Origin of the sequence: Thiomonas sp. OC7, assembly GCF_900634595.1 — a bacterium.
GTDB lineage: Bacteria > Pseudomonadota > Gammaproteobacteria > Burkholderiales > Burkholderiaceae_C > Thiomonas > Thiomonas arsenitoxydans.
Genome location: NZ_LR131953.1, coordinates 1,895,087 through 1,908,901, shown reverse-complemented (window position 1 = coordinate 1,908,901; position 13,815 = coordinate 1,895,087). Strand labels below are relative to the sequence as shown.

The window sequence follows — 13,815 nt, the reverse complement described above, 5'->3', positions numbered from 1 at the left end:
GAATCGGTGTCAAATTGCGATATTCTTTTTTCAAGGAGTGGACCATGAAATTCAACGTCGGCGGTATCGATCGCATTCTGCGCATTATTGTGGGCATCGTTCTGATCGCCTTGAGCCTGATGGGCACCATCGGCGTCTGGGGTTGGATCGGCATTGTGCCGCTGGTCACGGGCCTGTTCAAATTCTGCCCGCTGTATTCCATCATCGGCATGAACACCTGCCCGATGAAAAAATAAGGCAGGCGGCCATGTGCCGTGCTTCAACGCCGTGTTTCAGATGAAGCGCCCCCTGGCAACAGGCGGCGCTTTTTTTCTGATTGTTCAAAAAAACGCATCGTGCGCGGTCTTGAGAATGAGCGCCGCGACGACCAGCAGAAAGACGCCGCGCACGAAGTGCGTGCCCCGGCGCAAGGCGAGCCGGGTGCCCAGCAGGCTACCCGCAATATTGCACACCGCGATGAGCGCGGCATACTGCCACATGACGTGGCCTTTACTGGCGAACACCAGCAGGGCCGCAAGATTGCAGGCCACGTTGACCACTTTGGCGCTGGCCGAGGCATGGAGAAAATCAAAACCAAAGCCACGGACAAACAGGAAAATCAAGAAATTGCCCGTGCCCGGCCCGAAAAATCCATCGTAAAAACCGATCAGCAGGCCGCCGCTAACCGCCAGAGCCCGCTCGGCGCCGCCGCTCAGGTGCGGGGCATGGTGATGTCCCAAATCCTTGCGCTTGAGGGTGTAGAGCAATACGGCCAGCAGAATGAAAGGCAGAGCCTGCCGAAAATCAGTCGACTTGACTTGTGTGATGAGCCAGGCGCCGCCAAGCGCGCCGACAAACGCTGCAAGGGTGGCGGGCGCCACAGTGGACCAAGGGGGCTGAACCCGGCGCACATACGACCACATTGACGCCGAGGTGCCCCAGATGGCGCCGCCTTTGTTGGTGCCAAACAGCGTGGCAGGAGCCGCGTTGGGAAACGCGGCAAACAGAGCGGGTACGAGTACCAGACCACCGCCGCCGACGATGGCATCGACAAACCCGGCAAAGAGTGCGGCAATGCCGAGCAAGATCAGTTCCATATTGGGAGCGGGCGTGGGGAGCGGGGCGTAAAAAAGCACCGGAACGAGTGTTCACGGTGCTTCGGGGTACTGCTGCGCTGCCATCTTGTGCAGCGCTGTTGTCGTGAAACAACCTGGGTTGCAGGTCGTTTGTCTCCTCGATCCCTCTTGTTGGGGCGCGTTGGGTGAGCCCAATCGCAATACAAAACATTGTTCGAATTTTGGCTGCCGCGCGCACTAGGGGCGAACCCTGAGAGTTGGGGTTTGCAGGTTAGCGTCCGAGGCCAGGAAACAGCTTGATCAGGCCGTCGCTCATCATTTCCACCGCGAGCGCCGAGAGGATCAGACCCATCAAGCGGGTCATCACATTGATGCCGGTCTTGCCCAGAAACCGCGCAATCGGTTCGGCCGCCATGAAGCACAGCGCCGCGGCCCCGGCAATGATCACACCGTAGCCGATCAGCACCGCGTGCTGCCACCAGTGGTGCGTGTTGCTGGCATAGATGATCACCGTACTGATGGTGGCCGGGCCGGTGAGCAGGGGGATGGTGAGCGGCACCACCGCCACGCTGGCGCGGTCGGCGGCTTCTTCTACCTCGTCACTGGTCGATTTGGTGGCGCCGGTTTTAGCGTTGAGCATGCTGATGGCGCTGATGAGCAACAGCATGCCGCCGCCGACCTGAAACGACGCGATGGAAATGCCGAAAAAATGCAGCAGGTCAGCGCCGATCAGTGTGCTGACGGCGATGACCAGAAACGCCGAGATCGAAGCGACGAGGATGGTCCGCTTCTTCTGCTCCCGCGAGAAACTCTCGGTGAACAGAATGAAAAAGGGAATGATGCCCAGCGGATTGACGATCGCCAGCAGGGCGATCAAGGGCTTGACCAGATTCATGGATTTGGAGTTGTGAGTGCCTCCAGGGTCGGCTCGCCGGCCTGCCCCCCGCGGGGGTCAAGGAAACTTGGGGCGGCCCGGCGTTACCTTGAGAGTGCGCGGGCTCCATTATCGACGCCCTCGCGCTCACCTCGTCGCCGCGTGAAGGCCAGGGTTTAGATCACCCGCGAATAGCGGGGCTGCAACAATTGCTCGCGCGGCTGATGCAAATAGCCATCGAACTGCATGGCGACGATGCGCACCAGCAGGCGGCCTTGCGGCGTGACCTGGACGCGCAGACCTTGCGGGCCTTCGCGCACGACCAACCCGGCATCTTCCAGCGGCTTGAGGCGCTGCAGGTCGAGGGCAAAGGTGGCGGCGGCGTCCACTTTGAATTCGTCGGCCAGCGCGGCCAGATCGAGCTGGAAATCGCACATCAGCCGCTGAATGGCGGTGCGTCGCAGGTGGTCTTCGGGGGTGAGATGCACCCCGCGCGCCGTGGGCAGCTTGCCGAAAGCCAGCATCTCGGTGTATTCATCGATGGTCTTGGCGTTCTGCGCATAGCAATTGCCGACGTTGGAAATGCTGGACACGCCAAAGGCCAGCAGATCGAGTTCGGCCTGCGTGGAGTAGCCCTGGAAATTGCGGTGCAGCTTGCCCTCGCGCTGGGCGCGGGCGAGCTCGTCGCCCGGCTTGGCGAAGTGATCCATGCCGATGTAGACATAACCCGCTTCTTCCAGCCGACGGATGGCCAGACCCAGCAGGCCGAGCTTGACCTCGGCCGTAGGCAGGTCTTCGGCGTTGATGCGGCGCTGCGGCTTGAAAATGTGCGGCAGATGCGCGTAGCTGTAGAGCGAGAGCCGGTCGGGCGAGATCTCGATCACCTGATCGAGGGTGCGGGCGAACGAATCGAGGTTCTGCAAGGGCAGGCCGTAGATCAGGTCGAGGCTGATGGAGCCAAAACCGTTGGCGCGGGCAGCGTCGATCACCAGCCGGGTTTCTTCCACGCTCTGGATGCGATTGACCGCCTGCTGTACCTCCGGTGCGAAATCCTGCACGCCCACGCTCATGCGGTTGAAGCCGAGCCGGGCGAGATGCGCCACGCGCGCCTCATTCACCTTGCGCGGGTCGATCTCGATGGAGAATTCGCCGCCGGGCTGCAGGTCGAAATGTTCGCGCGTCATGGCCATCAGCCGCGCGGCTTCCTCGTCATTCAGAAAGGTGGGCGTGCCGCCGCCCCAGTGCAGTTGGGTGACGGGCAGACGGGCCTGCAAGAGGCCGGCGATCAGCCTCAACTCCTGTTCCACGCTGTCGAGATAGGGCGCGGAGCGGCCGTGATTCTTGGTGGGAATCTTGTTGCAGCCGCAGTAGTAGCACAGGGTCTCACAGAACGGCACATGGAAATACAGCGACACCGGCTCGTCGGGACGCTGGGCGCGGCGTCGCAATTCCTCGGCGTAGTCGCGCGCGCCGAAACCGGAGTGCATGCGGTCGGCGGTAGGGTAGGAGGTGTAACGCGGGCCGGAGATGTCGAAACGCTGCAGCAGCTCGGGCTGGAAGTCGAGAGATTGATTCATCATAATGATTGAATGTTTGCGCAAAGCCAGTAGGAAGGTTTTGATCTGACGCAACGGTTGGCGAGGCAGCGGCACAATTGCTGCGACGCAAAACCAACAGTTGCAGGCCAGGCTGGGGCGCCGCGCGTGGAAACAAGGGAGGAATGAACTATCCTGCGACGCGCATCTTCCGGCGTCGCGGGCCTGGCCTCGCGCAATTCCCATGCAGACAGAAACGCATTCCGCGACCGAACACAAATCTGGTATGGCGGCCCTCAGCCTCGGCGCCCTGGGCGTGGTGTACGGCGACATCGGCACCAGCCCGCTATACGCCTTCCAGACGGCTTTCAGCCCCGATCACGGCGTGCCCTATAGCCCGGACAACATTCTGGGCGTGCTGTCGCTGATCTTCTGGGCGCTCACCCTGATCGTGCTGGTGAAGTATGTGCTGCTGGTGCTTCGCGCCGACAACGATGGCGAGGGCGGCATTCTGGCGTTGATGGCGCTGGTCATGCGCCGCTATGCCAAAGGCACGCGCGGGCGGACGGTTGCCATCACCCTCGGGCTGGTGGGTGCGTCGATGTTTTATGGCGACAGCGTCATCACCCCGGCGATTTCGGTGCTCTCGGCGATGGAGGGCCTAAGTGTGGCCACGCCGATTTTCAATGACTGGATCGTGCCCATCACCGCGGGCATTCTGGTGGGGCTGTTCGTGGTGCAAAAGCACGGCACCGCGCTGGTCGGGCGCTTTTTCGGCCCCATCATGCTGTTGTGGTTCACCGCCATTGGCGTGCTAGGACTGGCGCAGATCGTGCAAAACCCCGCGGTGCTGCTGGCGATCAACCCGTATTACGGTGCGGAGCTGTTCGTGCGCGAACCCGGTGTGGCGCTCATTTTGCTGGGCGCGGTGTTTCTGGTGCTCACCGGCGGTGAGGCGCTGTATGCCGACATGGGGCATTTCGGCCGCAAGCCGATTCAGCTCGCTTGGATCAGTCTGGTGATGCCCGGGCTGGTGCTTAACTACTTCGGCCAGGGCGCGTTGGTGCTGGCGCACCCTGAAGCCACCAAGAATCCCTTTTTCTATCTGGCGCCGTCCTGGGCGCTGTGGCCCTTGTTGGCATTGGCGACTGCCGCCACCATCATCGCCTCGCAGGCGGTCATCACCGGCGCTTACTCCATCACCACGCAGGCGATCAAGCTGGGGTATCTGCCGCGCATGCGGGTGTTGTTCACCAATGAGAGCAATCAGGGTCAGATCTACGTGCCCTTCATCAACTGGCTGTTGCTCATCTTTGTCATCCTGCTGGTGCTGAGTTTCAAAACGGCGGAAAACCTCGCGGCGGCCTACGGTATCGCGGTGAACATCACCATGATCGTCACCACCGCGTTCTGCTGGATGATCGCGCAGCACCGCTGGGGTTGGAGCGCCGCGCGGGCCAATGCGGTGTTCGGGCTGTTCGCGCTGATCGATCTGGCCTTTCTGTCGTCCAACGCGCTGAAGATCGATCACGGTGGATGGTTCCCGCTGCTGTTCGGCGCCGTGGTCTACACCCTGCTGGCCACCTGGAAGCGCGGCCGCACTCTGCTGCGTCGCCAGCTCGAAGAGCACGCGCTGAACCTGCAAGATTTCGTCGCCAGCCTGTCCACCTATCCGCCCACCCGGGTGGAAGGCACGGCCATCTACCTCACCCCCAGCGCGACCACCGTGCCGCACGCGCTGCTGCACAACCTCAAGCACAACAAGGTGCTGCACGAGCGGGTGATTTTTCTTTCGGCGCAGACCATGGATGTGCCGCATGTGAGCGCCGAACAGGGGCTCAAGCTCACGCCAATGGACGAGGGCATCTACCTGCTGCACGTCGAGCTGGGCTTCCAGGACGAGCCCGACATTCAGCGCCTGCTCAAGGAATGCGAACGGCTCTACGGCCTGGAATTCCAGTTGATGGAAACCTCCTTCTTCCTGGCGCGGCAGACCATCATCCCGTCCAAGCTGCCCGGCATGGCGTTGTGGCGCGAAGTGCTGTTCTCATGGATGAGCCGCAACGCGCAGGATGCGTCGGACTACTTCCGCATTCCGCCCAACCGTGTGGTGGAGCTGGGCACGCAGGTCGAGATCTGAGCCAGGCTGTCTCCGCGCGGCAAATCTAGGGACACTCAAACCAGCAGCGGACCGACGACTTGCTGCAGCCGCTCTTGCGTCCACGCCGGGTGCGGATCGTTCCAGCCGTTATCGGCCAGACGGCCGTCGCGGTCGATGACAAAGCTCACGGGAATCCGCCAAATGCGGCCGTAGCCGGGCATCCACGGGCTGGGCAGCAAGCCGACGGGGAAAGACAGCGTGGCAGCGACGGCGCGCACCTGCGCCAGCCGCTCGGGCCCGTCCAGGCAGAAGCCCAGCACCCGCAAGCCCTGCGCGGCGTGGTCTGCGGCATAGCGCGACAGCACGGGCAGCTCTGCTCGGCAGGGGTCGCACCAGGTCGCCCAGAAAGTGAGGATGACGACCTCGCCGCGCAGCGCCGCGGTAGAGATCGTCTGCCCGTCCAGGGTCTGCAGCACCGCGACCGGTGCGGGCTGGCCGACGTGCAGGCCAGCCGCCCGGGCCGTCCGCGAGCCCATGCCGAGCAGGCTCAGGCCAAGGTAGGCGCCGCGTTGCAGCAGGGCGCGCCGGGACCATGCGGTCATCGTCTGACGGCTCAGTGCTGCATGCCGTGCATGTGATCCATGTCCATGCCCTTCATGTCCCCCGGGCCCGAGGCGGTGGGCTTGCGCACCTCGAATTCGGCGGTGACCGTCTGGCCGTCCGAGAACTTGAGCGTGACCGGCACCTTCTGCCCCGGCTCGATCCCCGGCTTGGGCTGCATCAGCATGATGTGATAGTCGCCCGGGGTGAACGCCATGCTTTTGTGCGGGGCGATGGCGATGGCATCGACGTGCACCATATTCGACATGCCGTTCTTGTTGACCGTCTGGTGCAGCATGACCATGCCGTATTTCGGGCTGGAGGCGCCGACGAGCTTGATCTCCTTGTCGGTATCGTTGGTGACCTTGGCATAGCCGCCTGCGGGCAGGTTGGCCGGAAGCCAGCGGATCCAGGCATCGGTCACTTGGATGCCCGCGGCGAAGGCCGAGCCGAGCAGCCCCAGGCTGAGCGCGCCCGCGGCCAAGCCGCGCCGGGCGGTGCGAGAGAAAAAAGCGTTAGAACGCATGGTGAACTCCGTTTGCGAGTGAAAGAAAGCAGAGATAAGCAGAGATTAAAACGCGGTACTGATTCCCAGGCTGGCCGTCCAGTGCGGGAAGAGCTGATAGCCGTCGAGGCGGCTGTATACCGGCAGTTGCACAAAGCCGTAGGCTTGCCAGCCCTTGACCAGTGTCGCCGATAGGCCGGGGCTGAGGTAGGCCACGGTGCCCGCAGTATCTGCGGTGTCGGCCAGCGCGCCCTGGTCGTGGCTTTTGTGCGTGATATTCACCTGCACTTGCGGCACAAAATCGGGGCGCGCCTCATCGCGCAGGCCAAAGCTCAGGCTGGCGAGGTTGCCCGGGCGGTAGTCCTCGCCCGGGGTGTCGAGTTTGTGCGCCACCGCCGCCTGAAATTGGCCGCTGACGAAGGCGTCGAAGTCTTGGCTGATGGCCTGATAGGCGTAGGCGCCGACGATCAGATCGGTGCTGCCCGTGCCGGGCTGCAGACTGGTATCCACCAATTGCCCGGCACTCGGCCCGCTGGAAAAAGCAACCGGGTTGCGGCCCACCGTACCCGTGCCGTCGGCGTTCGGCCCGCCGTAGCGGCCGGTCGGTAACTTCAGGCCGAGCTGCAGCCCGACGTTGTGCGTGGGCAGCAGGCCCTGGTAGCTGCCGATGAGTTTGACGTCGCCCAGGCCGCGCAGCGTGGCGCCGCTGAGGTTGTCTGCCGTGAGCTGATCCGGCGTGGCTGCGCCATAGGTGCTGTGGCTGCGGTCGATGTAGGGAATCTGCAGGTTGACCGACCAGTCGGCATTCGGGCTGTACGTCAGCCCCAGGGTGGTGTAGCGGTTGATGGTGTCGTGCTCGACTTCCTGCCCCGCGGCGGGGTTGAGCGTGGCCACGCTCGCCGCCGACACGCTGTGCGTACCCGTGCGGAGCTGGCTCTGGTTGATGTAGTCGGTCTGCAGATTGACCCGCCAACCCGAGGCGGCGGAATAACCCATGGCGGCGTCGGTACTCAGACTGCAGCCGCAGGTGGCGCAGGCGTGCGCAGACAAGGGAAAAGCCAGCGCCATGGCGCTGCAGGCCAGGCTGGCTGCGCGCAGGGCACGCGACTGGGGGGCGGGCAAGCGTCTTGCCCGTGGGGAATGTACGCAAAGCATCGGAGACTCCTGTAGGCCCGCAGGGGCGGGCGTGCGTGCCGAGCGCCGCGTGTGGCGAAACGCGCGGCGCGACTTGGAAAGCGGGTCAGGAGAACCGGGGTGGAGCGCGGGGCTGTTGCGGGGAGTGGGGCGGCGCTGCCGCATACGGCGCGGCCCGGTAGGCAGGGCATTGTGCGACCACACCTGCTTTGCTGGGCAGGGCCGATGTGTCGGGCGCGGGCAACGCAGCCTGGGCGGACGCCGTGACCGCCGCTGCCGGGTTGAGCAGGACCAGCAGGCTGTGCGCGTGCGGCTGCGACGGGCTGTGGCGCGCGGGCTGTGCGCTGCGCGCCGACGCATCGTGGTCGGCGGCTGCGCTCGCGCAATACGGCAGCGAGATCCAAACGGCAGTCGGCTGCCGCGCCAACGCCAGCGGCTGCAGCATGAGCGCCGCGAGCACCACCCAGATCAGATGGGAGGCGCGGCGCAGAGTGGAAAACAGACGCGGCAGAAAGCGCATGGCGGTGGAGTGTCTGCTTTGCATCTTACGCAAACAAGCGCCGTCGCTGGCGATTTTGCGTTTGCGCAATACATTGCGGCTGAAATCTGATTCGGCGCAGCAGCACCCGCAGCGGCGCCGTCAGACAGGCTTCGCACCGCGCAGACCAGGCCACAGGCACCCACCCTGCAAGCCTTTACCATGCAAGGATGCAGACCGTCCACCCACCCGCCCCCAAGCCCTACACCCGCGCCGCCCAACTGCCTGCTCTGCTCAAGCAACGCATCGTCATCCTCGATGGCGCCATGGGCACCATGATCCAGCGCTTCAAACTCAGCGAAGCGCAGTATCGTGGCGAGCGCTTCAAAGACTGGCCGCGCGATGTGAAGGGCAATAACGAACTGCTCAGCCTGACGCAGCCGCAGATCATCCGCGACATTCACGAGGGCTATCTGGCCGCGGGCGCCGATCTGGTCGAGACCAATACGTTTGGTGCGACCACGGTGGCGCAGGACGATTACGGCATGGCCGAACTGGTGGACGAGATGAACGAAGCCTCGGCCCGGCTGGCGCGCGCGGCCTGCGACAAGTTCGGCACCCCGGACAAGCCGCGTTTCGTCGCGGGCGCTCTGGGCCCCACGCCCAAGACCGCGAGCATCAGCCCCGATGTCAACGATCCCGGTGCGCGCAATGTCGATTTCGAGACCCTGCGCGCTGCCTATGCCCAGCAGACCCGCGCGCTGATGCGCGGCGGCGCCGACGTCATTTTGGTGGAAACCATTTTCGACACCCTCAACGCCAAGGCCGCGCTGTTCGCCGTTGACGAAGTCTTCGAGCAGACCGGCGAGCGTCTGCCCATCATCATCAGCGGCACCGTGACCGACGCCTCCGGGCGCGTGCTGTCCGGCCAGACCGTGACCGCATTCTGGGCCAGCGTGCGCCACGCCCAGCCGCTGGCCATAGGGCTGAACTGCGCACTGGGCGCCGCCCTCATGCGGCCCTATCTGCAGGAACTCGCCAAGGCCGCGCCTGATACCTTCATCTCCTGCTACCCCAATGCCGGCCTGCCCAATCCGATGAGCGACACCGGCTTCGATGAAACGCCCGAAGTGACCTCGCGGCTGCTGCACGAGTTTGCCGCCGAGGGGCTGGTGAATATCGTCGGCGGCTGCTGTGGCACCACGCCCGAGCACATCGCCGCCATTCAATCGGCGGTGAAAGACGAAGCCCCGCGCGCGCGCCGCCGTGCCGGGTTCTATGCCGACGCGGACTGATTCACCTATGCCTTGACGGGCATTGCGCCGCGCGCAGCGTCTTGCCGGGCGTGCGGGCAAAATCGCAACACCGTTCGAGCCCTAGAGGAGACATGAGATGCAGTTGCCCGATATCCGCGTTGGAGACCGCTGGGTGTTCGTCACCCGCACGCAGGAAGAAATCGAGCGTGGTGACGCCGGTCTGGTGCTGGCCAATCACGTCACGCAGATCGGGCCGAATGGCGAGGTGCATGTCGAAGTGCAGCGCACCAATAAGGCCGACGCGCCGGTGCTGAAAAACATCTATTCCAAGCAGTTCGATCTGCTCTCACGCGAAATCGTGCCGGGCGAGGCGATTAAGTACAGCCCGGCGTTTCCGCAGTTCGACTTTCCGCTGAGCGTGGGCAAGAACTGGAAAGACACCATCACCCAGAGCCAGCCCGATTGGGAACTGCACACCCGGCTGGGCGTGAGTGTGAGCGTGGAGGCCGAGCAGACCATCACCGTGCCCGCGGGCACTTTTCACGCCATTCGCCTGCAAGGGCACTACACCGCCGCGCAGGCCACGGTGATGACGCACTACTGGTACGCGCCGGCAGCAGGGCGCGCGGTCAAGGGCATCGAGGACACGCTGTCGATCAATGGCGTGCGCACGAGGTTGATCTACGAGCTGCAGTCGCTCAATCGGCTGCGCGCATAAGGCGGGGCAAGGTCAGCGCGGGTCTGCCGGGCTGACGCGCACCCCGACTTTAAGGGTGTGATCGCCGCCGCCGCGGATGACGCCACGCAGGGGAGAGACGTCGGCGAAGTCGCGGCCCAGGGCGATGCGGACATAGTCGGCGGCGGGCTGGCGGTTGTTGGTGGGGTCGAACTCCACCCAGCCGTTGACCGGGCACCACACGGCCACCCAGGCGTGCGAGGCATCGGCGCCGACGAGTTGTTCTTCGCCGGGCTTGGGATGCGAGCGCAGGTAGCCGCTGATGTAGCGCGCGGCCAGCCCGAGGCTGCGCAAGGCGGAAATCATGACGTGCGCATAGTCTTGGCAGACGCCGGCGCGCAGTTCGAGCGCCTGCGGGGCGCGGGTCTGCACTTCGGTGCTCTCGGGGTTGTAGGTGAAGTTGGCGTGGATGCGCTGCATCAGGTCGAGGGCGCCGCCGAGCAACGGTTGCTCGGGCGCAAAGCTGGGGGCGGCGTAGGCGGCTGCGGCGGCAAACAGGGGGGCGAAATGGGTGCCGAAGGTGAACTCGGCCTCGGCGACATAGGGCTTGCCGACGCGGTAGAGCAGTTGTTCGCGCACCTGTTCCCACGGCGGACTGGCGTCCCAGTCGGGCGCCTCGGGCGCGCGCACTTGCACCAGGCTGACGGCGCGCACGGTCAGCGTGTCATGCGGGCTGTAGTAGGCGAAGAACTCACGCTGGTTGCCGAACACATCGACATCGCTGTGCCGATGTTCGGGCTCGGGGTGAATGTCGCAGACGTAGTCGATGCGTTTCTGCGCGGCGTGATCGAGCGGGCAGAGGTGCGCCAGATGGTGGGCCAGCTCGACCGGGGTGGCGTAGGCGTAGGCGGTTTCGTGCACCACGCGGTAGAGCACGGCGTCAGCCTGCGCGGTAGAAGCGACTTGGGTCATGCGTGCGGCTTTCAATACCCGCCCAGCGTGCGGTCAGGCAGGCTGGCGTGGGCGAAATAGCGGCGGCTGATCTCGTCCGACAGGCGCCAGGCGAGATCCATGCTCTGCGTCAGGGCGAGATCCAGCCCCATGTAATGCAATTCTTGCGTGTGGGTGCAGAGTTCGGGCAGATGCCAGTCATCGGGGTCGGGCGCGAGGGCGATCAGGGCTTCTTTGTCGGCGGCCTCGCCGGGCAGTCTGGCCATGCGGGCGCGCAGGGTCTGCGCCACCCAGCCCAGGGCGCGGGGGTTTTCGCGGTCGAGCATGAGCAGGTCGAGCAGGGGCGGAACTTCCAGCCGCTTCTGGTATAGCGCGCGGTAGGTGATGGTGCTGTCGAACAGCGCCAGCAGCAGGTTGAAGCCGCTGTCGCTGTGCACCGCGCCGCTGCGGAAGGCTACGGCCAGCGCTTGCCCCAGCAGCAAGAGGCGTTCGATGTGGCGGCCGATACTCAGCAGGCGCCAGCCGTCGTCGCGGGTCATGCGGTCGGTTTGCGCGCCGGTGATGGCGCTGAGCACTTCGGTGAGCTGCTCCAGCCCGCGCAAGGCCTGGGCCGACTGCAATTCTTCCCGCCGCGAGGCCGTGGGCAAAAGCTCCAGTGCGGTGGCCGAGGCGATCCATTGCCGGTGGTCGCCGCCCAGACGTTCGCGCACTTGAGTGGCCGCGTGGCCCAGCGCCTGTAGGTTCTGCACGATGCCGCCGGCGTGCTGCCCCGGCACGAGACCGCGCACCACGCAGTGCTCGAAGCCCTGCGGGTTGTCGCGAAGATCGGGCGCTTCCTTCTCGACCAGGCCGTTGCTGCGACACCATTGGTCGAGCATGTCGCAGACGGCCGGGCCCAGATCGTCGTCGCCCGACAGCGCGCGCAGGGTGATGCGCGCCAGCCGAGCGCTGAATTCGGCGCGCTCACAGTAGCGTCCGAGCCAGTAGAGGTTTTCGGCCGCCCGGCTGGTGACCACGCGGTGATGGTCGATCAGATCTTGCGGGCGCATCGGCTCGGGCAGCAGGGTGGAGCTGTCCACCGCGTCGCCGGTGATGATCCAGGCGTCCTGGCTGCTGCCGCCGCGCTGCATCGACACGGTGTTGCCCCCGCGCGGCGCGGTGCGCACCAGCCCGCCGGGCAGCACCCGCCAGCCACCCTGGCCGTCGGAAATGGCGTAGACCCGCAGCATCGCGGCGCGGGCGGCCAGCCGCTCATTGCTCCACACCGGCACATGCGGCAGGGGTTGATATTGCTGCAGGGTGACCAGTGCCGGGTTGGACTGCACCCGTTCGCGCCAGGCGGGCAGCTGGCCGTAATCGAGGCTGGCCATCACCGTGGGCTCGAAGCCGCAATCCGGGTGCACCGGTTTGATCACCCAGGCGCGCAGATCGTCCATCGGCGCGTCGCACACGCCGGGCTCGCCGCACCACCAGGTGGGCAGCGAGGGCAGCTGGAGTGGCTCGCCCAACAGGGTTTCGCACAGCTTGGGCAGAAAACCCTCCACCGCAGGCGACTCCAGAAAACCGGCACCGAGCGCGTTGGCCACGAGCACGTTGCCCGCACGCACCGCCTGCAGCAGCCCGGCCACGCCCAGCATGGAATCGGGACGCAGTTCGAGCGGATCGCAGAAGCTGTCGTCGAGATGGCGCAGCACCACATGCACCGGCTCCAGGCCGCGCAGGGTCTTGAGGTAGAGCCGGTCTTCGCGCACCGTGAGGTCGCTGCCTTCGGCCAGGGTGATGCCCAGGTAACGCGCCAAATAGACCTGCTCGAAATAGGTTTCGCTATACGGGCCGGGGGTGAGCAACACCACGCGGCTGCCCACGCCGCCGGGCGAGAGCCGCAGCAGCATATCCATCAGCAACCGGTAGCTGGCGGCCAGGCGCTGCACCTTGAGCTGGCTGAACGCGTCCGGGAACAGGCGGGAGATGAGGAGGCGGTTTTCCAGCAAATAGCCAAGGCCCGAGGGCGCCTGCACCCGCTGATTGACCACGCGCCACACGCCGTCGGGCCCGCGCGCCAGGTCGAAGGCGGCGATGTGCAGCCAGATATTGCCCGGCGGTGCGTGGCCGTGCAGGGCACGCAAATAGCCGGGATGCCCCTGCACCAGCGCCGGTGGCAGCAGCCCTTCCTTGAGGGTGCGCTGCGGGCCTGTGTAGAGGTCGGCAAGGATGGTGTTGAGCAGCGCGGCGCGTTGGGCGACGCCGGCGGAAATCTGCTTCCACGAGGCGGCGTCGACCAGCAGAGGGAACAGATCGACCGACCAGGCGCGCACGGCTTGCGCGGCGTCGGCGTGGACGTTGTAGGTCACGCCGTCGTCGTGAATCTGCTGCAGCAACTGCTGCTGCCGGGCGCTCAGGCTGTCGAAGCCGCCGGAGCCGAGCAGGCGAAAAAATTGGTCCCAGAGCGGGGCCAGCGGCGCACCCGTCCCGCCATCGGAGACGCGGCCGCGCAATTCGTCCCAGTGGCCGGGGATGACGGGGGAGGCCAGGTCACGGGCGAGCGCGGCGCAATCTTCACCCGGACCGAACGCGCCTTGAGATTGAGATTGGAACAGGCTGACCATACGGCATTGTGGCATGCAGGGGACGCCCAGACAGCGGCGGGCCT

The 13,815-nt window shown here is 65.1% G+C and carries 13 protein-coding genes; 4 read left to right on the top strand and 9 right to left on the bottom strand.

The features are described 5' to 3' along the window. Positions 1-44: 44 nt before the first annotated feature. Positions 45-236, top strand: a complete 192-nt coding sequence (locus BIO17B3_RS09210; protein WP_013107575.1) for a DUF2892 domain-containing protein — start codon at positions 45-47, stop codon at positions 234-236. Between the two features lie 84 nt (positions 237-320). Here the strand turns inward: BIO17B3_RS09210 and BIO17B3_RS09205 are convergent, their stop codons facing one another. The 3 genes from BIO17B3_RS09205 to hemN form a co-directional block, all read right to left on the bottom strand. Beyond that, complete coding sequence (locus tag BIO17B3_RS09205; RefSeq protein ID WP_156053813.1) at positions 321-1,076, bottom strand: TSUP family transporter; 756 nt, start codon at positions 1,074-1,076, stop codon at positions 321-323. 250 nt (positions 1,077-1,326) lie between these two features. After that, the gene (locus tag BIO17B3_RS09200; protein ID WP_013107573.1) at positions 1,327-1,950 is read right to left on the bottom strand and encodes a MarC family protein; all 624 of its coding nucleotides are present in this window, start codon (positions 1,948-1,950) and stop codon (positions 1,327-1,329) included. A gap of 155 nt (positions 1,951-2,105) precedes the next feature. Continuing rightward, complete coding sequence (hemN, locus tag BIO17B3_RS09195) at positions 2,106-3,506, bottom strand: oxygen-independent coproporphyrinogen III oxidase (protein WP_232054237.1); 1,401 nt, start codon at positions 3,504-3,506, stop codon at positions 2,106-2,108. Positions 3,507-3,708: 202 nt separating this feature from the next. On the opposite strand from hemN, the gene BIO17B3_RS09190 reads away from it, so the two are divergent. Continuing rightward, positions 3,709-5,604: a potassium transporter Kup gene (locus tag BIO17B3_RS09190; protein ID WP_172979049.1), complete on the top strand. Its 1,896-nt coding sequence runs from the start codon at positions 3,709-3,711 to the stop codon at positions 5,602-5,604. A 35-nt stretch (positions 5,605-5,639) separates the two neighbouring features. Here the strand turns inward: BIO17B3_RS09190 and BIO17B3_RS09185 are convergent, their stop codons facing one another. The 4 genes from BIO17B3_RS09185 to BIO17B3_RS09170 form a co-directional block, all read right to left on the bottom strand. Continuing rightward, on the bottom strand, positions 5,640-6,167 hold the full coding sequence (locus BIO17B3_RS09185; RefSeq protein WP_156053811.1) for a TlpA disulfide reductase family protein: 528 nt from the start codon (positions 6,165-6,167) through the stop codon (positions 5,640-5,642). Positions 6,168-6,178: 11 nt separating this feature from the next. Next, complete coding sequence (locus BIO17B3_RS09180) at positions 6,179-6,691, bottom strand: copper chaperone PCu(A)C (protein WP_013124551.1); 513 nt, start codon at positions 6,689-6,691, stop codon at positions 6,179-6,181. Between the two features lie 45 nt (positions 6,692-6,736). Further along, positions 6,737-7,825 (bottom strand): transporter, encoded by a 1,089-nt coding sequence (locus tag BIO17B3_RS09175; RefSeq protein WP_156053810.1) that lies wholly within the window; start codon positions 7,823-7,825, stop codon positions 6,737-6,739. A gap of 85 nt (positions 7,826-7,910) precedes the next feature. Then, the gene (locus BIO17B3_RS09170; RefSeq protein ID WP_156053809.1) at positions 7,911-8,324 is read right to left on the bottom strand and encodes a transcriptional regulator algP; all 414 of its coding nucleotides are present in this window, start codon (positions 8,322-8,324) and stop codon (positions 7,911-7,913) included. A gap of 188 nt (positions 8,325-8,512) precedes the next feature. Here BIO17B3_RS09170 and BIO17B3_RS09165 point away from each other — a divergent pair, with 188 nt between their 5' ends. Then, complete coding sequence (locus tag BIO17B3_RS09165) at positions 8,513-9,577, top strand: homocysteine S-methyltransferase family protein (RefSeq protein ID WP_156053808.1); 1,065 nt, start codon at positions 8,513-8,515, stop codon at positions 9,575-9,577. A 97-nt stretch (positions 9,578-9,674) separates the two neighbouring features. Further along, positions 9,675-10,256, top strand: coding sequence for a hypothetical protein (locus tag BIO17B3_RS09160; protein ID WP_156053807.1), 582 nt, complete (start codon positions 9,675-9,677; stop codon positions 10,254-10,256). Between the two features lie 12 nt (positions 10,257-10,268). On the opposite strand, the gene BIO17B3_RS09155 is transcribed toward BIO17B3_RS09160, so the two are convergent. After that, positions 10,269-11,186, bottom strand: a complete 918-nt coding sequence (locus tag BIO17B3_RS09155; protein WP_156053806.1) for a transglutaminase family protein — start codon at positions 11,184-11,186, stop codon at positions 10,269-10,271. An 11-nt stretch (positions 11,187-11,197) separates the two neighbouring features. Next, positions 11,198-13,771: a circularly permuted type 2 ATP-grasp protein gene (locus BIO17B3_RS09150; RefSeq protein ID WP_156055259.1), complete on the bottom strand. Its 2,574-nt coding sequence runs from the start codon at positions 13,769-13,771 to the stop codon at positions 11,198-11,200. Positions 13,772-13,815 lie beyond the last annotated feature (44 nt).